At 46.6% G+C, this 19,129-nt stretch carries 21 protein-coding genes; 4 read left to right on the top strand and 17 right to left on the bottom strand.

Annotated features, from left to right (window positions below; all coding sequences use genetic code 11):
* Positions 1-69: 69 nt before the first annotated feature.
* Genes N6H06_RS01135 through N6H06_RS01115 form a run of 5 tightly spaced genes read right to left on the bottom strand, consistent with a single transcriptional unit; the run spans position 70 to position 4,205 of the window.
* Positions 70-1,326 (bottom strand): ABC transporter permease, encoded by a 1,257-nt coding sequence (locus N6H06_RS01135; RefSeq protein ID WP_062744941.1) that lies wholly within the window; start codon positions 1,324-1,326, stop codon positions 70-72.
* On the bottom strand, positions 1,319-2,221 hold the full coding sequence (locus N6H06_RS01130) for an ABC transporter ATP-binding protein (protein ID WP_062744939.1): 903 nt from the start codon (positions 2,219-2,221) through the stop codon (positions 1,319-1,321). Before N6H06_RS01130 ends, N6H06_RS01135 begins: the two co-directional genes overlap by 8 nt.
* Entirely contained in the window at positions 2,211-3,089 is an 879-nt protein-coding gene (locus N6H06_RS01125; RefSeq protein WP_263705446.1) for an ATP-binding cassette domain-containing protein, read from the bottom strand. Before N6H06_RS01125 ends, N6H06_RS01130 begins: the two co-directional genes overlap by 11 nt.
* Positions 3,086-3,481 (bottom strand): GntR family transcriptional regulator, encoded by a 396-nt coding sequence (locus N6H06_RS01120; RefSeq protein WP_062744936.1) that lies wholly within the window; start codon positions 3,479-3,481, stop codon positions 3,086-3,088. Before N6H06_RS01120 ends, N6H06_RS01125 begins: the two co-directional genes overlap by 4 nt.
* Positions 3,474-4,205: a hypothetical protein gene (locus N6H06_RS01115; protein ID WP_153020482.1), complete on the bottom strand. Its 732-nt coding sequence runs from the start codon at positions 4,203-4,205 to the stop codon at positions 3,474-3,476. Before N6H06_RS01115 ends, N6H06_RS01120 begins: the two co-directional genes overlap by 8 nt.
* A 290-nt stretch (positions 4,206-4,495) precedes the next feature.
* Between N6H06_RS01115 and N6H06_RS01110 the strand changes: the two genes are divergently transcribed.
* Both N6H06_RS01110 and gerQ read left to right on the top strand, forming a co-directional pair.
* A complete protein-coding gene (locus N6H06_RS01110) occupies positions 4,496-4,927 on the top strand; it encodes a cell wall hydrolase (RefSeq protein WP_212954588.1) in 432 nt (143 codons plus the stop codon).
* A 20-nt stretch (positions 4,928-4,947) separates the two neighbouring features.
* Positions 4,948-5,409 carry a spore coat protein GerQ gene (gene gerQ, locus N6H06_RS01105; protein WP_193754438.1) on the top strand — a complete coding sequence of 154 codons (462 nt, stop codon included), beginning with the start codon at positions 4,948-4,950 and terminating at the stop codon, positions 5,407-5,409.
* A gap of 36 nt (positions 5,410-5,445) precedes the next feature.
* Here the strand turns inward: gerQ and N6H06_RS01100 are convergent, their stop codons facing one another.
* A complete protein-coding gene (locus tag N6H06_RS01100; RefSeq protein WP_193754437.1) occupies positions 5,446-5,820 on the bottom strand; it encodes a DUF423 domain-containing protein in 375 nt (124 codons plus the stop codon).
* Positions 5,821-5,946: 126 nt separating this feature from the next.
* On the opposite strand from N6H06_RS01100, the gene N6H06_RS01095 reads away from it, so the two are divergent.
* Complete coding sequence (locus tag N6H06_RS01095) at positions 5,947-6,561, top strand: GNAT family N-acetyltransferase (protein ID WP_062744929.1); 615 nt, start codon at positions 5,947-5,949, stop codon at positions 6,559-6,561.
* 129 nt (positions 6,562-6,690) lie between these two features.
* On the opposite strand, the gene putP is transcribed toward N6H06_RS01095, so the two are convergent.
* The 8 genes from putP to N6H06_RS01055 form a co-directional block, all read right to left on the bottom strand.
* A complete protein-coding gene (gene putP, locus N6H06_RS01090) occupies positions 6,691-8,193 on the bottom strand; it encodes a sodium/proline symporter PutP (RefSeq protein WP_263705445.1) in 1,503 nt (500 codons plus the stop codon).
* A gap of 49 nt (positions 8,194-8,242) precedes the next feature.
* Entirely contained in the window at positions 8,243-8,539 is a 297-nt protein-coding gene (locus N6H06_RS01085) for a YwdI family protein (RefSeq protein WP_062744926.1), read from the bottom strand.
* A gap of 257 nt (positions 8,540-8,796) precedes the next feature.
* Complete coding sequence (locus N6H06_RS01080) at positions 8,797-9,516, bottom strand: 3'-5' exonuclease (RefSeq protein ID WP_062744925.1); 720 nt, start codon at positions 9,514-9,516, stop codon at positions 8,797-8,799.
* A complete protein-coding gene (locus N6H06_RS01075) occupies positions 9,513-10,427 on the bottom strand; it encodes a DUF294 nucleotidyltransferase-like domain-containing protein (RefSeq protein WP_263705444.1) in 915 nt (304 codons plus the stop codon). The genes N6H06_RS01080 and N6H06_RS01075 overlap by 4 nt, the downstream gene beginning before the upstream one ends.
* Before the next feature lies 1 nt (position 10,428).
* Positions 10,429-11,679, bottom strand: a complete 1,251-nt coding sequence (locus N6H06_RS01070) for an ammonium transporter (protein ID WP_062746523.1) — start codon at positions 11,677-11,679, stop codon at positions 10,429-10,431.
* A 277-nt stretch (positions 11,680-11,956) separates the two neighbouring features.
* Positions 11,957-13,000, bottom strand: coding sequence for an AbrB family transcriptional regulator (locus N6H06_RS01065; protein ID WP_062744922.1), 1,044 nt, complete (start codon positions 12,998-13,000; stop codon positions 11,957-11,959).
* Positions 12,990-13,688: a uracil-DNA glycosylase gene (locus N6H06_RS01060; protein ID WP_062744921.1), complete on the bottom strand. Its 699-nt coding sequence runs from the start codon at positions 13,686-13,688 to the stop codon at positions 12,990-12,992. Before N6H06_RS01060 ends, N6H06_RS01065 begins: the two co-directional genes overlap by 11 nt.
* 121 nt (positions 13,689-13,809) lie before the next feature.
* The gene (locus N6H06_RS01055) at positions 13,810-15,168 is read right to left on the bottom strand and encodes a YjiH family protein (protein ID WP_212954592.1); all 1,359 of its coding nucleotides are present in this window, start codon (positions 15,166-15,168) and stop codon (positions 13,810-13,812) included.
* Positions 15,169-15,361: 193 nt separating this feature from the next.
* Between N6H06_RS01055 and pdxK the strand changes: the two genes are divergently transcribed.
* A complete protein-coding gene (gene pdxK / locus N6H06_RS01050; protein ID WP_062744917.1) occupies positions 15,362-16,174 on the top strand; it encodes a pyridoxine/pyridoxal/pyridoxamine kinase in 813 nt (270 codons plus the stop codon).
* 57 nt (positions 16,175-16,231) lie between these two features.
* Here pdxK and hutH read toward each other — a convergent pair whose 3' ends face one another.
* The 3 genes from hutH to N6H06_RS01035 all read right to left on the bottom strand — a co-directional run bounded on the left by hutH (position 16,232) and on the right by N6H06_RS01035 (position 19,037).
* Positions 16,232-17,734, bottom strand: a complete 1,503-nt coding sequence (gene hutH / locus N6H06_RS01045; RefSeq protein WP_263705443.1) for a histidine ammonia-lyase — start codon at positions 17,732-17,734, stop codon at positions 16,232-16,234.
* 251 nt (positions 17,735-17,985) lie between these two features.
* Complete coding sequence (locus N6H06_RS01040; RefSeq protein WP_062744913.1) at positions 17,986-18,315, bottom strand: AzlD domain-containing protein; 330 nt, start codon at positions 18,313-18,315, stop codon at positions 17,986-17,988.
* Positions 18,306-19,037, bottom strand: a complete 732-nt coding sequence (locus N6H06_RS01035) for an AzlC family ABC transporter permease (protein ID WP_263705442.1) — start codon at positions 19,035-19,037, stop codon at positions 18,306-18,308. Before N6H06_RS01035 ends, N6H06_RS01040 begins: the two co-directional genes overlap by 10 nt.
* Positions 19,038-19,129 lie beyond the last annotated feature (92 nt).

The raw sequence follows: 19,129 nt of genomic DNA, 5'->3' as shown, positions 1-19,129 counted from the left end.
CTTTCTGCCTCGATTCACAATATTTCCATCTTACCATACTCGTATCTTCAGAACAAACCTTTGCCGCGCTTATTTTTCCTTTTTCGACAAAGCCAACGCCTGCTTGATGCCTTCTTTCATCGACACTTTGCCATACATCAAAACCCCGCCTTTATACACACGGGCAGCCAAGATATTGACGGCGACCACACTTGCTATTAAAAGTGCAAACAAGAGCGCAATTTCCCAACCAGCAATGACGCCCATACCAATCCGCATCGTCAAAAGCTGCGGCGTGAAAAATGGAATATAAGAGGCAACCGTAATAAATGGCGCATCTGGAGTGCTTAAGCCAAATGAAACGATAAAGAATCCAGCCATGGCGATAAAGGTCAGTGGCTGTATCGATGAATTGACGTCTTCCGTTCGGCTGACAAGGGCGCCTAATGTAGCCGCAATACCACCAAACAAGAAATAGCCAAGAATCGTTAAGAAAAACGCGTAACCGAGCAAGCTCATGTCAATGAAATCGCCGCTTAAAAGATCGCCAATCTCATTCCCGCCAATCAACATGCCAATGACTAACGCTGCCCCAATTGCAACCATATTGACGATGCCGACAAGACCAATGCCGACTAATTTGCCAAACATTTGCACGACCGGATTCACGCTGGAAACAATCAGTTCCATCACTCGAGAGGACTTTTCGACTGCTACCTCTGTGGCAATCATGACGCCAAAAGAAACAATGATAAAAAACAACACATAGGTCACGCCTAATACAGTAAAGGAGGCCTGCATTTGCGATTCTTCCGTCTCTATCGCAGCCCCTTCTTCCAATGGTTCCTGCGCAAAGATGATCGGTTCAAAAATAGCGGCAAGGTCAGACTCGCTCAAATTTAGCGCACTCGTTAATACCGCTTCTTTGACACGCTGTACTTCCTGCTCAATCGCAGCTACTGTTTCGTAATCATCGCCCCCGCCATAGAGAGTAGCGTTTAGTTCACTTTGCGAGCCATTTAAGTGAAGCACATAATCATAGTCGCCGTTTCGGGCGCTATCAAGAGTTGCTTTCAAAGATGCATCTTCTACGACTGAAAATGAATACAACGATTCCTCATGGGGGGTTGCAAGTATCGTTGCCACATCCCCTGCGTTTTCGGTTTCATCGATAATAGCGACTTGCTGGACTTCATTTTCCTCATCTCCTGAAAATGCAGAGATGATCGATGAAATGTTTGTGGCAATAATGACAATCGCCATGATTACCACTGTGGAAATGATAAACGATTTTGCCTTTAGCCGGCTTCCTGCAGTATGGCCGACTATCGTCCAAAAATTATTCATTCGCTCCGCCTCCCACTTGGTCAATGAAAATATCATGCAAGCTCGGTTCTTCCACTTCAAATTTGCGGACAAAGCCTTTTTCGGCAACGCGCGCAAACACAGCTTTTGCCGCTTCTTCATTTTCGACCCGGGCGATAACGCCATTTTTAATTGGCGTCAAATTTGTTACATGGGGATCGGAAGCTAAAAATGACAAATCATAATCAGCATGAATCGAGACATTTTTTATGCCATAGCTGCGTTTAATGTCAGTCAATTTGCCTTGCAGCACCGCTTTCCCACGCTTTAGCATGATAATGTCTTCGCACATTTCCTCGACATTGCGCATTTGATGGCTTGAAAACACAATCGTCGTGCCAAGTTCCTGCAAATAACGGACAGCGTTTTTCAACATGTCTGAGTTTACTGGATCGAGGCCGCTAAACGGTTCGTCTAAAATTAACAGCTCTGGCTTATGGAGCACTGCTGCAATAAATTGGATTTTTTGTTGATTCCCTTTCGACAGTTCTTCCACTTTCTTTGTTTCATATTCTTCTACTTGGAACCGTTTAAGCCACTGTTTGACCTCTTTATGGATGTCTTGCGTTTTCATTCCTTTCAACTTCCCTAAATACGTAAGCTGGTCCCGAACAGTAAGTTTTGGGTACAGCCCCCGTTCTTCAGGCAAGTAGCCAATCAAATGGGTATTTTTATAAGAAAGTTGCTTGTTTTCCCAAGTAATCGAACCTTCCGTCGGTTCGAGCAATCCTAAAATCATTCGAAATGTCGTTGTTTTTCCAGCTCCGTTCGCGCCAAGCATCCCGAACATATTGCCTTTTTCAACGCTAACGGAAATCCCGTCTACGGCAACATGTTGGTTGAACCGTTTCCGCACTTGCTTAATTTCAAGCGTCATCTTCCATCTCCCTTTCTTGGATAAGCAACCGCAAGATCTCTGCCATTTTAAGCGGCTGCTTCATAGTGATTTCTAAACCGATGGCATGCATCGCTGCTTCTGTTTGCCCATTGTCACTTGAAATGATTTCGATTTGCGGGCCTCTCTGTATTACGGATTGAACCCCTGCCATGTTTCGCACAACATTTAAATCGGCAACTGACCAAAAGCGAGCCCAACTGCTCAGCAACGTGTCTTTCTCATAGCAACCTGTCTGTTTGCCGTCTTGCATGCAAATAATAAAATCGGCTAAATCTTTGATTTCATCAGGCACATGACTCGAAAAGACAATCGCCCTTTCTGGATCTTCTTCCAAGTAATGAAGCCATTCGGCACGAAGCCATTCTTGTGATTCAATATCGACGCCTGCAAAAGGTTCATCCATAATGAGCACTTTAGAGTTTCTTGAAAGTGCTAAAACGGCAAGTGCGACTCTTTGCATCCCCCCGGAAAATTGGCTTATTTGCTTATTGAGAGGCAAACGGTACTGCTCTACAAGCTGCAAAAAACGCTGTTCGTTCCAAGTTTGAAAGCCAATCCGGTATATGGCGGCTAAATGGGAAAGTGTGTACTTTTCAAACGATTTGCTAGTTTGTGGAATGAAGGCGAGCTGATTTTTCCATTCTTTTTCTTCTACTTGTTGGCCAAACCGTTCGATTGTCCCTGCATCGGGAAGAACCATGCCGGAAAGCATCCGCAAAATCGTGCTTTTTCCTGAACCATTTTTTCCTACGAGAGCAGTAACGGTTCCTGGTTCAACCTGCAAGGAAATGGGCCCAGTTGTAAAACGAGCGTCCACCTGCTTTTCGATCTCTGTGCATACGATCATCGTTCTTGCCCCCCTTCTAAAACAGCAGCAAACCAATTGGCCAGCTCTTCCTTGCTGTAACCATAGCTTCTTCCTACTGCAGCAGCTTGCTCTAACGCTTTTTGCACCGCTTCTTGTTTTTGCTCCGACTGGTCTTTCATGCTCATCTCGCTCACAAACGTTCCTTTCCCTTGGATCGTTTTAATGTAGCCTTGTTGCTCAAGGTTTTGGTAAGACCGCCTCGTCGTAATGACGCTGCAAGACAGTGACGCGGCTAGCTTCCGAATCGACGGCAATGCCGTTCCAGCCGGAAGTTGGCCGCTCACAATCAACGATTTCAGCTGTGCTTCAATTTGATCATAAATGGGCGTGCGGCTCGACTCATCCAGTTGAATCGGCAACCGATCAGACATAGTAATCCACCTTTTCAAAGGCTGCTGTAACCACTTTGAAGGTGACGAAAAACTGAATGACAAGCAACACTAACAGCACAGCCAACGTTACTAGCGGCGATTGGAATAAAAAATAAATAACAATGCCGAAGAACCATAAACCAGTGAGCCAACCAACCAATGATAATACAGCAACCACAGGGGCTAGCCAGGCGAGAAAATCCAACCAATCCCGATGGCGGTATGTGCGGGCATAAGGCTCACATGCCACCCAAAAAAGCCCGCTCACCCACGTTAGTAGCACCCAAGCTAATGCCGCCTTTACGTCCCAAAAGGGCGAGTGCCCGATTAGAAAAGCACTAGCAAAAATCGATACATTAAGAAAGGCATTGGCCACTAAAATAAAAGCCGACATGCTTAACATCCGATTTAGCGCCTTTTCGCTATTTTTGAGTGGCATCATTTTCAAAAGCACATAAATATCAGGAACGGCCACTTTACCGTATGGATCCCGTATCCGATAAGCTTCCCCGCGCACAAAGAAAACGGGGAAGAATAGCCACATAACGAACAATACGACGCCTAAGCCTGGGGCGATAACGCCCTTTTCAATCCGTGGCCCAATATCAACGACAAGCATGCTGTACAAGACGCCCCATAGCAAAGCGGTAGCCACAATCCCGATCCAACGGCCCATACCCATTTCCCGAAACTCGACTAGCAGCAGTTTTAAGGCATTCGCCATATGCAACAGTCCTTTTTCATTGTTCATCTGTTTATATCTACATACACAGTATTACACACCTTTTCTTTCTGTGCAAGCAAAAAGTAAAGCGCGTTTTTCCACCTCCTATTTTTCAAATGAAATGTATACAAGCTGAGGTCTCTTTTCTAGGGCATATTCTTAATTGCCTGATCATATCTTTAAAAACGACTCGGTTTAAGCAGAAGCTCTGTTTTTTAAAATTTTTTGTATTATTGGCAGTTCGGATACGTTCACCAACCTTGAGTGTATTCACATGTGGAGGTGTCAAATTGGCTGTTATTCAAGCATCATCCAATGATATTGATATGCTCGCCCGTCTTATAAGAGCAGAGGCAGAAGGTGAAGGCGAGGAAGGCATGCTTATGGCAGGAAATGTGATGGTCAACCGTGTGCGCGTCGACTGTCTTGATTTCACTAATATAAGGACGATCCCGCAAATGGCTTTCCAATCCCCTGGCGGATTCGAAGCGGTGCAAAAAAGCTATTTTTATCAACGAGCAAGAGAAAGGGAACGGCGCCTGGCGCGCAGGCTTGTAAACGGGGAGAGAACGCATCCAGCTAGCTTTTCGCTCTGGTTTTTCCGGCCTGAAGGTGCCTGTCCGGCGCAATGGTGGGGGCAATGGAATGCCGGACGCTTCAAAAGCCACTGTTTTTACCAGCCACTTGAAGCAGAGTGCGCCGAAGTGTTTAGCACATTTTAATGATAGAAAGGGTGGCAAACATGTATTCATATGATGGGAATGAAGCAAGTCGCCAGCAACAAGGATACGGCCCGTATGGAGGCCAAGGCCAAGGGCAACAACAAATGGGGCAACAGCCGCAATTTTCCGCTCAAGGATACCAAGTGCCTGGTTTTGTTCAGCAACAACAAACACCGCCTCCAGGGCAAGGGGGCATGTTGCCGCTAGAGCAATCTTTCATCGAGAACATCTTGCGTTTAAACCGCGGCAAATTTGTGACCGTCCACCAAACATTTGAAGGAAACAGCGAATGGAATGCCCGTGTATTTCGCGGCAGAATTGAAGAGGCAGGGCGGGACCACATTGTACTTGGAAACCCGGAGACAGGGGAACATTACTTGCTGTTAATGGTCAACCTCGACTTTGTTACATTTGATGAGCCAATCGATTATACATACCAGTATGGATATGAACCAGGCTTATCTCAATACCCTCCTCGTTAAAGAATGAACGGCTGAGCAAAGCTCAGCCGTTCCCTATTATAAATGCCGTATCGCCGCCAAGCCTAACAACACCCAGCCGACGATAAACGCAACACCGCCAATTGGCGTAATCGCACCTAGCTTTGTGATTCCTGTTAACGCCATGACATACAGGCTGCCTGAAAACAGGACAATTCCGGCCAGAAATGCCCAGCCTGCTCCTTGCACAAGCCCGGAGCTGCCTAGTTTAAGAGCAAATAAGCCGGCTGCAATTAAGCCGAGCCCGTGCACCATGTGGTAGTGAACGCCAGTCTGATAGTTGCTCATCATCCGCTCACTTATTTTTCCGTCAAGCCCATGGGCGCCGAATGCGCCAATCGCTACACCAAGTGCCATTGCCAGTGCGCCCAACAGCAAAAAGAGTTTTGCCACGCTTTGATCACCTCCACTTGTTTCGTCCATGCTTCCACTATAGCATAGTTCCTTACTAGCAACACGCCATAGGCAGCTAAGGAAATGGTATAATTGAATGAAACGTGAAGAAAGGATGAACGACTCGTGATTGCGATTAGGCGCTATAACGCAGCCGATTATGGAGCGTTGCTACAAATCCAAAAAGAAGCGTTTCCGCCGCCGTTCCCTTCAGACTTATGGTGGACCGCAGAACAAATCGAGGCACACGCAGCCGTTTTCCCCGCAGGCGCTTTGCTTGCTGAAGTCAATGGCGAAGTCGCTGGTTCTGCCACTTCCCTGCTCGTCAGTAATGCCGACCGCTCTCATACATGGGAAGAAATAAGTGACAACGGTCTCATCCGCGCTTCCCACCAGCCTGATGGAGATACACTGTATGGCATTGACTTATGCGTCCGTCCCCGTTACCGTGGCAAAGGGGTGGCCGCAGCACTCTATGAAGCGCGCAAGCAGACGGTCATCAAACTTGGTCTGACACGGTTTGCCGCTGTCTGCCGTATTCCTGGTTATCATGCCGTTTCAACAGAAGTCGGGCCAGAACAATACGTTTCCGAAGTAAAAAACGGCAAGCGCAGCGACCAAGTCCTTTCGTTTATGATGAAGCAGGGGCTTACTCCTACCCATGTGCTTCACGGTTATGTAGAAGATGCAGAATCGTTGAACTTTGGCGTTTTTGTGGAGTGGCGTCCTCCTAGCCGTTAGACGCTTAATCCCCGCCTAAAACATCGGTACCTGTTTTAGGCGGGGATCTCGTTCCTTTGTTGTTTGTCTCGTTCCCTGCTTTGGAAGAGTCATTCCATGTGGCTTGCACAGTCTGATAGGCAGATGTCCTTACTTCGTTTCATCGAGCCGCTGCTTAAACACATCAAACCCTTCCTGGACTTGTTTTGGATTCGTAGTCAGCTTACTGACAACATAAATCACAAGGGCGGCGACGATAAAGCCTGGCAACAACTCATAAACTCGTTCACCCATGCCAAGGAATGCATAAAAGTTCGTATTGGCCCAAAGGACAACGACAAGGGCCCCAGCACCCATACCTGCAAGCGCCCCCCATTTCGTAATGCCCTTCCAGTAAAGAGAAATCAACATCACAGGCCCAAAAGCAGCGCCAAATCCAGCCCAAGCATAACTGACAAGCTCAAGAATGGTACTGTTTTGTTGCCAAGATAAGGCTAAAGCGACCAATGAAACGACTAAAACTGCACCACGTCCGAGCAATACCATTTCACGATCGCTCGGTTTTCGTTTTAAAAACGTCTTATAAATATCTTCGGTCAGTGAACTGGACGTGACAAGCAATTGCGAGGAAATCGTACTCATCACGGCAGCAAGAATCGCGCTAAATATAAAGCCGATGACATATGGATGAAACAACATATCGCCCATGACAACAAAGACCGTTTCCGAGGCTTCTGCTGTCTCTAAGAAAATCCCTTCTCCTGTTAAATAAGCTCTACCGACAAGACCAGTAAACATGGCGCCAACAATAGACAAAATCATCCAAGTCATGCCAATGCGTCGTGCCGGTTTTGCCTCTTTAGCCGTCCTTAGCGCCATAAACCGGACAATGATATGCGGCTGACCGAAATAGCCAAGCCCCCAAGCGAGGGAACCAATAATGCCTATAACGGACACACCGCGGAATATGTCCATTAAAAGCGGATCAATGTGGCGAATTTGCGTAAATGCGGTTGGAACTCCGCCAACCTCTGCCAGTGCAAAAACCGGCACAAACAATAATGCCAACATCATAACGCCGCCTTGGACGACATCTGTCCAGCTCACTGCTAAAAAACCGCCAAACAGCGTATACGCAAGTGTCACTCCTGCCACAATCAAAAGCCCTGTCCGGTACTCAATTCCAAGCACGGACTCAAACACAACGCCGCCGGATACCATGCCTGCCGAAACATAAAGCGTAAAAAAGCCAATAATGATGAAACTTGATAGTATCCGCAATAGTTTGGATGTATCATTAAATCGGTTTTCTAGAAAGGCTGGAATGGTAATCGAATCGTTTGCCGTTTCTGTATACGTACGCAACCTCGGAGCAAGAAAGACCCAGTTTAAATAAGCGCCTAACGTTAAGCCAAACGCCAGCCAACCAGCGCCAATTCCTGTCAAATACATCGAACCAGGTAAAGCCAGCATTAACCAACCGCTCATATCGGAGGCACCAGCGCTCAACGCTGCTACTCCTGGGGAAAGGCCTCTGCCACCGAGTGTATAATCGGAGTGGCTAACTGTTTTTTTATAGCCATAGTAGCCAATGACTAGCATAATGAGCAAATAAATCATAATGGAAATAATAATTTCATAACGAATGAGCATCGACATCCTTTCTCATAAAAAGCCTGCCTCTATAAATGAGGCGACTTTATCAAAAATCGAGTAAATTTCGCTTTTCCTCTTGTTCACCTTCAGGTTGTGCCAAAGGGGAACCAAGTTCCTGCGTTTCAGGGGTTTGCTTTTGAACAGGCAATGGATACGAAATTGGTTTTGTTTTCTCTTGCTGCAGCCTTGTTTCAAGATGATGCCCTTTTAACAACTGACAATAGCTCTCCAACACAGCTGCTGCTTCTTTTACTTTGTAACCGTCATTGTCTTTTACGGCTTTAGCGATTCTACCCATTTGCCGTTCCATTTGCACCAGCACGTCCTCTGCGTCTATATGCATAAACGCCTCCTTTCTCATCATGCAAAAACGAATGCGACATACCACTTATGAAAGGGAGAGCCGCTGCATTTGCTCATGATGAAATCAACTCAACCATCATAGCACGGAGAAACGTCTTAAAGAAAATCGTGTTTTCACGACAAAAACCGACTCCGTTTTCATTTCTCCAGGTTAAGCTAGGTCACCTCTTTGATTCACTAGAAACGGCAACGATTCTCATTCTTCTTCTTTTATTCTCCAAAAAGAGCCTGCTCCCTTTATTTTCTTAGAGCAAGCTCTTTATAAATATCCCCGAGGCAGGAATAGCCCGCGTGTTCTGCCAGCGTAATATGTTTTGCCCAAAGTTTGGCCGTCATACGTGCATCCGCTAATGCATGGTGACGTTGGCTAATCGCTATTCCATAAGCATCGCACCATTCATCTAGTGATTGAAACTGCTGGTGGGCGGCGGTAATATTCGTTAAAAAGGTTGTATCGATGAGCCGATGTGTAAACGTACGGCCTAGCTCTTGCCATGTCGCATGGCGCATAAACTTGCGCTCATGGGCAGCATGGTGTGCAACCAGTGTTGCTGCGCCAGTAAAATCGTAGAATCGCAGCAACACTTCATTTATTGGCGGAGAATGGTCTAGCTCCTGCAAAGACAAACCGGTCAGACGAAGCACCTCCTCACATGGAGGTTGTTTTGGTTTGATCGTCTCGTAAAAATGATCGGTGTGGACTTCATTACCAGTTACTTTCACGGCCCCTATCGATAGAATGCCATCGCCTTGATCTGGATGGAATCCGCTTGTTTCTAAGTCAAATACGACAATAGGGAGCTGAGCAAAAGGAATGTGGAGGACATCGAGCTGGGCTTCCTTTTGAAAGCGCCGAAAACGCGCCATTTGGGCGGCATTCTCCGTTTCTGACGCAGACATGGCGAACCCGAGGCGGTTTGATAATTGCCGCATAAATTGCATCATGTTATTCATCATTTGCTTCCGCCTACCTCAAGCCTTTTCTGGATCGTTTCATAAAGGCGGCGCCCCTCTTTTGCCCACGTTTTCAAGTCGTTCCGTTCTTTTTTTGTCAGTTGGCCGGGGAAAATGTATTTATAGGAAGCAAATTGTTTAATCCAGTAAGCTCGCTGCTCAAACAAGCAGGCAAAAGAATGTTCTGCTTCCTCAAAACCGCTTCCCGGTGGAAGAGCTGCGAATCGTTCTAAAGTAGACGTTGCCATCATGCGCTGCTGAAGAGCGAGCAAGCGCATGCCGTTGACATAGGGAAACAGAATTTGCTCTTTCAGATTTAATGCACCTTGGTGTTCACCGCGCTGTTCGACAAGCAGCTGCCCAAATAAATTGCAAGCTTGCGGCATTCTTCCGGTATTGTCAGCAAACCGTTTCATTAAGTGGGGCTTCCGTTCCATTTGGGCAAACAATTCTTTTTTCAAGTCCAAAACGAATGCATGTTCACCTAGAACTGTCCGTGCATCAAAAAAGGTGAGAACATAGCGCACATGCTCAAACGTATCCTCTGTGAGCCAATGTTGTAGCTGCTGGAACCATTTTTCGGCTGAACCGCACCACCGTTCACAGGACGCCATCACACCGCCAACACAACGTTCGTAGCCGGCGGCTTCAAGCTGTGTGACAATCTTTTCGCCAAGTGTTAAAAAATAGGGCAAATGTCGATCGTCTTCTCCTTTGAAAACAATGCCGTGGTCTTGGTCACTATCATAAATCTGCTCCTTGCGCCCTGCGCTCCCCATAACAAAAAAGGCAAAGGGAGCAGGGAATTCTCCCAGCTCCTTTTTTATTTCTTCTACTGCGGCAAAAACAGCAGCATGTAATTTTTGTTCATGATAAGCCTGCAATTCTGTTGCATAAGCAAGTGGTTTACTCATGTTAAGAACCTGTTCGCGTAGACTGCTTTTCAGACTGGACAGTTTCAGGGTAGCCATAAGAACCGTGCTCGCTCATATCGAGCCCTAGAATTTCTTCTTCCTCGGTCACACGCAAGTTTCCGCCGAGAAGCCCTTTTGTCATTAACAGCAATACGTAAGAAGCCACAAAAGCAAACACGCCGCACACAACAACACTTAATAGTTGGACGCCAAGCTGCTCAAAACCACCGCCATAAAACAATCCAGGCAGGCCGCCGTTCATTTCAGCCAATTCAGGCGTTGCAAACAGTCCGTTCGAAAGAGTTCCCCACACACCAGCAACACCATGAACGCTTAAGGCAAAAATAGGATCGTCAATTTTAAGTTTATCAAACATATTCATGCTGACGACGACAATCAATCCACCAACGATGCCAATAAGGACTGCTGCCCACGGCGCAACGAATGCACAAGAAGCAGTGATGGCAACTAAGCCGGCGAGCGTCCCGTTTAATGTAGTTGGCACGTCGGCCTTTCCATTAAGCGCCCAAACAAGAAACAGTGCTGCGATGGTGCCTGCTCCAGCCGCAAGCTGTGTGTTTAGTGCCACATAACCAAAGAACGCATCAGCCACGCCGCCAGTTGAACCGGCGTTAAAACCAAACCAACCGACCCACAAAATCAACACGCCAAGCGCTGTATACACTTGGTTATGACCAAACAAGTCATTGACTTTGCCATTTTTGTCATACTTGCCAAGGCGTGGCTTTAAAATGAATGTCGCTGCAAGAGCGGCCATTGCGCCAGTCAAGTGAACAACCGTCGAACCGGCAAAATCTTGCTTTCCTAAATGAGCAAGCCAGCCTTGGTCTGACCAAATCCAGTGTGCGACGAGCGGGTAAACAAAGGCGGAGAACAACACAGCAAAAATTGCGTATGCGGCAAGTTTCCCCCGTTCAGCAAAACCACCAAAGGCAATCGTTAACGCGATTGCTGCAAACGTAAGTTGGAAAAAGAAGTCGACCGAACCAACACCATCTGCATAATTACCAAAAAAGAAATCAGCCATGCCAATAAAGGGATTGCCGTCCCCATATATAAAGCCATAACCAACAGCCCAAAAGACAAGCGAAGCAATACCGACCGTAAAAATGGTTTTGCCTGCGATATGGCCGGCGTTTTTCATCCGAGTTGAGCCAGCTTCAAGCAAAATAAAACCGCCTTGCATAAGAAGAACTAATATTGCGGAAATGGTTAGCCATAAATTATCCATAAGTACAGTTTCCAATTCGTCTCCCCCCAGCCCTTGTTTTATATGGTCATTATAATCCGATGTCAGAATTGTTCTATAAGTATGTTAGGATATCTAACATTGTTTTTGGGGCAGATCGGGTTATTTCCTACTACGAAAGACCTACAAAACAAGCGAATCACTGGTTGAGGTTTACTGAGAGCAAGCACTTACCATTGAGGCGTACAGATGGTGGAACTGCGAATGAGCGTTTAGCTAAAAGCCCCCGGAAACGTATGTCCTTGGGGGCTTTCCTATGTTAAGAAGCGGGCTGGTTTTCCTTCTTAGCAAATAATTTGATCAGAAACGGCAAAGCGATGAATAAGGCAAGTACGCGCAGCATTTGCAGTGTTGCTACTGCGGTCGCGTCTAGTTCTAGCTGAGCCGCTGTCGAAGCCATTTCCGCGGCCCCAGCTGGCACAATCGCTAGCAAACTTGTAAAAAACGGCAGCGGCGTAAGCACGAAAAAAATCAGTGCTAGCCCGACGCTCATCACAACATAAAGGGCCAACGCCGCTGCACTTGCTGCGCCGATACGGCTAAGCTCTTTGAGTGTTTTCCGGTCAAAGCGCATGCCAATCAACGAGCCGATCAGCACTTGGGCGCTGCCAAGAACAATATTTGGCATGCTATATTCAGGCACAAGCAGCTGATGGACGGCAAAGCCAAGGGCAATTGCCAAAAACATGGGCGCTCCGGGAAACGTGACAAAGCGTGCTAAACAAAAAATAACCGCTGCACCAAGCAACGCAAGAAAAACAAGCCAGGCATCTGCTGCAAATGGCTGTGTCGCTGCAGTTGGCAGCGACACGCCTCCTCCTCCAGTAGCGAGGCCGACTAGAAGAGGGACGACGAGCACAAACAAAGTAATCCTAGTTGTATGGAACGCCGCTACAATGCGCTGGTCTGCTTGGTAACGCTCGCTTAAAGCAATGACTTCCGAGGCGCCCCCTGGCAGGCAGCAAAAGAATGCTGTATTCCCTGTCGTATGCGCCCACTTCTCAAAGCCTTTTCCAAGTAAGATCCCACCTGCAAGAGTCAATGCCAACGTCAATAAAAAAGCGGGCAACAACATCCTGTATGCCCACAGCTCCTCAGGAATGACCATAAAGCCAATCGAAATGCCGACTAACGCAAGTGAAACAGTGAACAGTTCGCTTTTGAATATGAGCTTTTGGACAAAAAAAGACCAAAAGATGCCCGTCGCCAAAGCGCCAAGCAACCAACCTGCCGGCATGCCAAGCATTTGCACCAACCAGCCAACTGCAAAAGATACAGCAAGGAAAACGAGTTTACTTCCCATAAGAATAGAGCTCTGCTTTCATAGGCAGCTGCCAATCGATCGGGGCTTTTCCCTGTTCCTGCAGCCAACGGTTGATTTTCGAAAACGGGCGGCTGCCAAAGAAACCTCGATTTGCAGAAAAAGGGCTCGGGTGGGCCGACTCGATAATCAAATGACGTGTTGCATCAATCGCCTCTTTTTTCGCTTGGGCATGCCTTCCCCACAGCACAAACGCCACTGGTTCTTCCCTTTTATTTAAGGCGTGAATGACTTCGTTCGTAAACCGTTCCCAGCCTTTGCCTTTATGGGAGCCTGGCTGCCTTTTACGGACGCTGAGTACGGTGTTTAACAACAGCACGCCTTGGTCGGCCCACGGCTGTAAATAACCATGGTCTACAGGCATAACGCCTAGATCGTCTTGCAATTCTTTATACATATTTTTAAGCGATGGTGGGATAGCCACTTCTGGTTTAACAGAGAAGCTCAATCCATGGGCTTGGTTTGGGCCATGATAAGGGTCTTGCCCAAGAATAACGACTTTCACTTGTTCAAACGGCGTATAGTGGAAAGCATTAAACAAATCATTCATATGGGGGTAGATTGTCTGCTCTTTGTACTCCTGTTTCAAGAATTCGCGCAGCTCTAAGTAATACGTTTTTTGAAATTCGCCGCCAATCACATCGTTCCAATCGTTACGAAGAATAGGCATGTTCAGTTCCTCCTCTTCATCTAGTTGTCTCTGTATCTATCATAACGTTAATGGCCGATGTTGCCAAACAGCAAAAACCAGCGGGAGAATTCCGCTGGTCATACGATCAGTTTGAGTGGTTTTAAAGCAGGAGATGGGCCATGAGTACAATAATCGGCAATGTAATGATTGTGCGTATTAAAAACAGCAACACACAATCGAAAAAACTGACAGGAATTTTGGAAGCGATTAAGACGCCTCCTGTTTCTGACATATAAATGAGCTGCGAGACAGACAGTGTGCCGATCACAAATAGTGTAAATTCGTTAGTGATGCCAAACGGTTCTGCAAGGACTGTCGGCAACAGCATATCAGCAAAACCAACTAAAATCGTTTTGCTTGCCTCGGCGGCCTGTGGCACATTCATCCATTCAAGGACGGGAATAAAAGGCACAGCCAGCCATTCAAACAGTGGCGTGTAGGTCGCGACTGCGGCAGCAAGCGTCCCAATTGTCATAACGACAGGCAACACACCAAACCAGAGATCCAACACATTTTTGAAGCCGTTTTTCATGTTACCGCCACTTTTAGCGCTCGTTGCTGCTCTGCTGATTGCTTCATTAAAGCCATGCTTCCAAACGCCTTTGACTTTCGGTTCTTGTTTTCCTGGAGAGCCATCGATGTACGTGTCTTGTTTCCAGGAAAGCGGCGGAATTCGTGGCATGATGATCGCTGCAAAAAAACCAGCAACAAACAAGGTAAAGAAAAACTGCCAAAACAAGTGGCTAATGCCGAGCTGCGATAAAATATAAATACTAAATGTAATCGAAACAACAGAGAATGCCGAAGCAACAATTGCCGCTTCCCTTTGCGTATACTTCCCGGACTCGTACTGCTGGTTCGAAAGCATGACGCCTACTGTTCCATCGCCAATCCAAGACGCAATACAGTCAATCGATGCTCGCCCAGGCAAGCGGAATAACGGGCGCATGAAGTTTTTCAACAAAGAGCCAACAAACTCCATCAGCCCAAAGTTAAGCAAAAGCGGCAACAGCATTCCAGCAAATAAAAAAATGGTAAACAAAAACGGCAATAGATCGTTCAACAATACTTGGCCGGTGTCGCCAGAGATTAGGAATTGGGGCCCGATTTGGAAGTACACCATCACTCCTAAAATAGCTCCGATGGCGCGAACGACGAGCCACCCAGGAGTGGTTGCGAAAACGCCATCCCAAAGTGGGTTAATCCCGTTGCCTCTCTTTTTTAGAACGGAAAAAACAATCGATAAGAGCCCAGAAATCACCATCGCTATGACAGTGATCAAAATAATGGTGTCCACCGTAAGGAGCGCCATTAGCCAATCGGCGGCAAGGGCTACAGGCAGCTTGACACTCGTTTCGCCTTCTTCGACCACTGTAAAAGGTGTCATAAACAACAAAATGCCAATCAGTGACGGCAGCACAAACAGCAGTGTATTTTTTACATTTACTTTCGTTCCCATTATTAGGACCTCCGAAATGGATAAGAATAAGATAACATGAATCATTATACACAACTATCCCTCTCCAGGCTATTACATTTTTTACAGAGGTCTATTCTTAGTAAAGGGAAATCATTTCCAAAGGCGCCGCTGCTTTTAAGGATGCCCATGCTTTAGTATAATGGAAAGCACGGACAAGGAAGGAGAGAGAAAAATGGAACGTTATAAAGCGTTAACGATTGCCGGCTCAGATACAAGCGGAGGTGCCGGCATCCAAGCGGACTTGAAGACATTTCAAGAACTTGGCGTTTATGGCATGAATGCCTTGACGACTGTTGTTGCTCAAAATCCGTTTGAAAACTGGGCCCATGAAGTATTCCCTCAAGATGCAACACTCGTCGGCAAACAAATAGACACAGTGCTAAAAGGCATTGGCGCTGATGCTGTTAAAACAGGAATGCTTGGATCAATTAAAATCATTGAGCTCGTTGCCAACAAAATTGAGGAATACGGCGTTAGCAAGCTTGTTGTCGATCCAGTGATGGTTTGCAAAGGTGCGGATGAGGCGCTTAACCCAGAAACAGATGCATGCCTACGCGATGTCCTCGTGCCAAAAGCATTTGTCGTTACGCCAAACTTGTTTGAAGCCACGCAGCTTTCTGGGCAACGTATTGAAACGCTCGATGATGTTAAACAAGCTGCGCAAACGATTCACCAACTAGGTGCAGACCATGTAGTCATTAAGGGAGGAAGCAAGCTAAACCACCCGCAAGCGGTTGATGTTTGGTATGATGGCCAGTCTTTCACATTGCTAGAAAATCCAGAAATCGATACGACCTACACGCACGGCGCAGGCTGCACGTTTGCTGCAGCAATCACCGCTACGCTGGCAAAAGGCAAATCGGTTGAGGAAGCGATCCACACAGCGAAAGACTTTGTCACTGCTGCGATTAAGCACGGCAGCAGACTAAACGAATACGTTGGTTCGGTTGCCCACGGCGCCTACCGCCATGAAAAACAAAACTAAATCGGTCTCTACTAAGCAAGAAGCAGGCTTCTATCACCTGCTTCTTTTTTTTGCCTACTAACTAAGCACCGCTGTTTCTTTTCCACCATTGTGAAGCCACTGTGCCATCGCTTCAATATCTTTGGCAAATACTCGATCAGCCGTAATCGTTGGTACAACTTGGCGAGCCTCGACATAAAAGGCTTTCGTGGCAGGAGCCATCGCCGCTATGCCCCGATATTCAACAGCTTGCAGCGCACAAATCGCTTCAATCGCGCATATGCGGCGTACATTTTCGACAATCTGCAAAGCATGGCGAGCGGCAATGGTCCCCATGCTGACATGGTCTTCTTGATTGGCCGAGGAAGGAATGGAGTCAACGCTTGCTGGGTGCGCCAACGTTTTGTTTTCTGAAACAAGGGAGGCTGCAACATACTGCATGATCATTGCCCCTGACTGCAGCCCAGGAGCAGGGCTTAAAAATGGCGGCAAATCATTCAGCTGTGGATTGACGAGTCGCTCGACACGGCGCTCCGCAATATTGCCAAGCTCCGCCATCGCAATGCAAAGAAAGTCCATCGCAAACGCAATTGGCTCGCCATGAAAATTGCCGCCAGAAATCACTTTTTCCCCTTCATCAAACAAGAGAGGGTTGTCTGTCGCCGCATTCATTTCAATAAGCAACTTATCCTTCACGTAGCCGAGCGCTTGCCAAACAGCGCCATGAACTTGGGGAATGCAGCGAAGGGAATAGGCATCCTGCACTCGTTGTTCCCCTTGTTTGGTAATTAATTTGCTCCCTTGTAAATGGGCCCGCATCCGTGCAGCAACGTCTATTTGTTCTTGGTAGCCTCTAGCAACGTGAACCGCTTCATCGAAAGCATCCATAATGCCATGAAGCCCTTCCATCGTGATCGCAGCAATCTGTTCCCCTTTGTACGCCAAGTTTTCTGCTTCTAAGTAAGCGACAACCCCAACTGCCGTCATCGCCTGCGTACCGTTTATAAGGGCTAACCCTTCTTTTGCTTGTAGCGTAAGGGGTTGAATACCGAGTTTAGCAAAGCACGATGCAGCACTCATACGCTCGCCACGATAACGGACTTCACCCTCTCCGATTAGCACAAGGGCAAGATGGGATAATGGCGCCAAGTCGCCGCTCGCACCGAGCGACCCTTGTGCAGGAATGCACGGATAGACCTCTTTATTGATCAACTCCAGCAACATTTCAACTACTTCTAACCGGACGCCGGAGAACCCTTTTGCAAGTGCATTAGCCCGCAGCACCATCATTGCCTGGGAAATTTCATCTGAAAAATAGCTGCCTACCCCACATGCATGGGATAAGATCAAGTTTCGTTGAAGCTCCTCAGTGTCGCCAGCAGCAACTTGAACGTCACTGAACTTTCCAAAACCCGTATTAATGCCATACACTGTTCGTCCGTCTTGGACGATCTTTTCAACGGCCCGACGGCTTGCTTCAATCTGGTTGATGCACGATTGGCTTAAGCCTACCTTCACCCCTTTGTACAAAATCGCTTCCATGTCATCCAGCGTTAGCGAACGCCCTGTTAAAATAACCATATCTTCACCCCTCTATTAGACTAAAGGCCACAAAAAAGAGGCTGCCGCTTTGAAATCCGGTGATTTCAAAAAGCGGCAGCCTCTGTGCCATAGGCGATGTATTGAATTGAGCCTCTGTGGCATCGCCATAAGATCCTCTCCAAAAGTTCCGACTATTAGGATACAGTTTATGCTTACATGGTCCAATTGTCAATGGGAGAAAATAGCATGCTTCGGATGGTGACTGAAATGCTTCATCATGAGTCGACAGACTAAAAAAGATATTGCACTACCATCATTGTGAACACCCCTGACAAAACAGTGGCTAATAAGCTACGGGAAAAGATCGCTACTAAAAAAGTCGGTATAATGGCGATAATGTTTAAATTATACAACGAAAAGGACATATCCCCCTCTTGATTAATGAAGATTTCTTGACCTAGTAATGCAGCAATAATCGCTATAGGCACGTAATCAAGCCATTTTAAAAACCACGCTGGTAACTCCATTCTAGTAAGCACAACTAATGGAAGGACTCGCGGAATAAAGGTAACAAGGGCTGTTGCTATAATCACCAATAAAATATACGAATTTATTTCCATTGTTTTATCACCATCCCGATAGTAGTCGCAATCAACGTAGCGATAATGACCGACCAGCTTCCTGGGATCAAGTAATGAACACCAATTACCAATACGATTGCAATCAAGGCTACAGTTAGATCAATGGCATATTTCGAACGACTGATCATTTGCAATACTAATAGACCCGCAAACATGGCAGGCAAAGCAAAATCGATTCCTAATGCGCTTGTATCCGTGACCATTTCACCAAATAGCCCTCCTAGCACATTTGCTAATACCCAATTAATATAAGCAGTTACATTTAACCCGAGCATCCAATAAAACCGGTTTCCGTTCATAGTTGGTAAACTGTTGGCTGCTACGCCAAATGTTTCGTCTGTTACTTGTGCGCCAATCAATATATTCTTCCCGATAGAAAGGTTCTTTAAATAAGGTGCTAAAGCAGCAGTCATTAGCAAATGGCGAATGTTTATAAAGAAAATCGTAATCGCAATGGCAATGACTGAAAAGGAAGCTCCAATCATGCTTGCAGCAATAAATTGTGCAGAACCCGCATAGAGAAGTAACGACATCAATGTAATTTCAAGCACACTTAAACCCGCCGTTTTTGCAACGACCCCTGCTGCAAAACCAATACTTAAATAGCCTAACAATGTAGGCACGCAAGCATAGACGCCATCCATAAATGCTGCTTTTTTATCTGTTGACTGCCAGGGATTTTCTTTTGTTTCCGCCTTCATTTTCGCCCTCCACTTCCTCCACCTGTCAATTGTTATATGTTACAATTCATTTAAACTAATATTAGAATAAAGCCGTATAACAGTAAATGAAC

This window comes from Shouchella tritolerans, from assembly GCF_025770735.1.
Classification (GTDB): domain Bacteria; phylum Bacillota; class Bacilli; order Bacillales; family Bacillaceae_D; genus Shouchella; species Shouchella tritolerans.
Note: the sequence above shows the minus strand (reverse complement) of the source record. Positions and strands in the feature narration are given on the sequence as shown.

Bases quoted from the DNA above. Each gene is read 5' to 3' on its own strand.
- N6H06_RS01115 (WP_153020482.1), bottom strand. From the start codon at position 4,205: ATGGCGAATGCCTTAAAACTGCTGCTAGTCGAGTTTCGGGAAATGGGT.
- gerQ (WP_193754438.1), top strand. From the start codon at position 4,948: ATGTATTCATATGATGGGAATGAAGCAAGTCGCCAGCAACAAGGATAC.
- pdxK (WP_062744917.1), top strand. From the start codon at position 15,362: ATGGAACGTTATAAAGCGTTAACGATTGCCGGCTCAGATACAAGCGGA.
- N6H06_RS01120 (WP_062744936.1), bottom strand. From the start codon at position 3,481: ATGTCTGATCGGTTGCCGATTCAACTGGATGAGTCGAGCCGCACGCCC.
- N6H06_RS01080 (WP_062744925.1), bottom strand. From the start codon at position 9,516: ATGATGAATAACATGATGCAATTTATGCGGCAATTATCAAACCGCCTC.
- N6H06_RS01075 (WP_263705444.1), bottom strand. From the start codon at position 10,427: ATGAGTAAACCACTTGCTTATGCAACAGAATTGCAGGCTTATCATGAA.
- N6H06_RS01060 (WP_062744921.1), bottom strand. From the start codon at position 13,688: ATGCCTATTCTTCGTAACGATTGGAACGATGTGATTGGCGGCGAATTT.
- N6H06_RS01040 (WP_062744913.1), bottom strand. From the start codon at position 18,315: ATGGAAATAAATTCGTATATTTTATTGGTGATTATAGCAACAGCCCTT.
- N6H06_RS01035 (WP_263705442.1), bottom strand. From the start codon at position 19,037: ATGAAGGCGGAAACAAAAGAAAATCCCTGGCAGTCAACAGATAAAAAA.
- putP (WP_263705445.1), bottom strand. From the start codon at position 8,193: ATGCTCATTCGTTATGAAATTATTATTTCCATTATGATTTATTTGCTC.
- N6H06_RS01130 (WP_062744939.1), bottom strand. From the start codon at position 2,221: ATGACGCTTGAAATTAAGCAAGTGCGGAAACGGTTCAACCAACATGTT.
- N6H06_RS01055 (WP_212954592.1), bottom strand. From the start codon at position 15,168: ATGGGAACGAAAGTAAATGTAAAAAATACACTGCTGTTTGTGCTGCCG.
- N6H06_RS01065 (WP_062744922.1), bottom strand. From the start codon at position 13,000: ATGGGAAGTAAACTCGTTTTCCTTGCTGTATCTTTTGCAGTTGGCTGG.
- N6H06_RS01070 (WP_062746523.1), bottom strand. From the start codon at position 11,679: ATGGATAATTTATGGCTAACCATTTCCGCAATATTAGTTCTTCTTATG.
- N6H06_RS01085 (WP_062744926.1), bottom strand. From the start codon at position 8,539: ATGCATATAGACGCAGAGGACGTGCTGGTGCAAATGGAACGGCAAATG.
- hutH (WP_263705443.1), bottom strand. From the start codon at position 17,734: ATGGTTATTTTAACAGGGCGTTCGCTAACGCTGGATGACATGGAAGCG.
- N6H06_RS01135 (WP_062744941.1), bottom strand. From the start codon at position 1,326: ATGAATAATTTTTGGACGATAGTCGGCCATACTGCAGGAAGCCGGCTA.
- N6H06_RS01125 (WP_263705446.1), bottom strand. From the start codon at position 3,089: ATGATCGTATGCACAGAGATCGAAAAGCAGGTGGACGCTCGTTTTACA.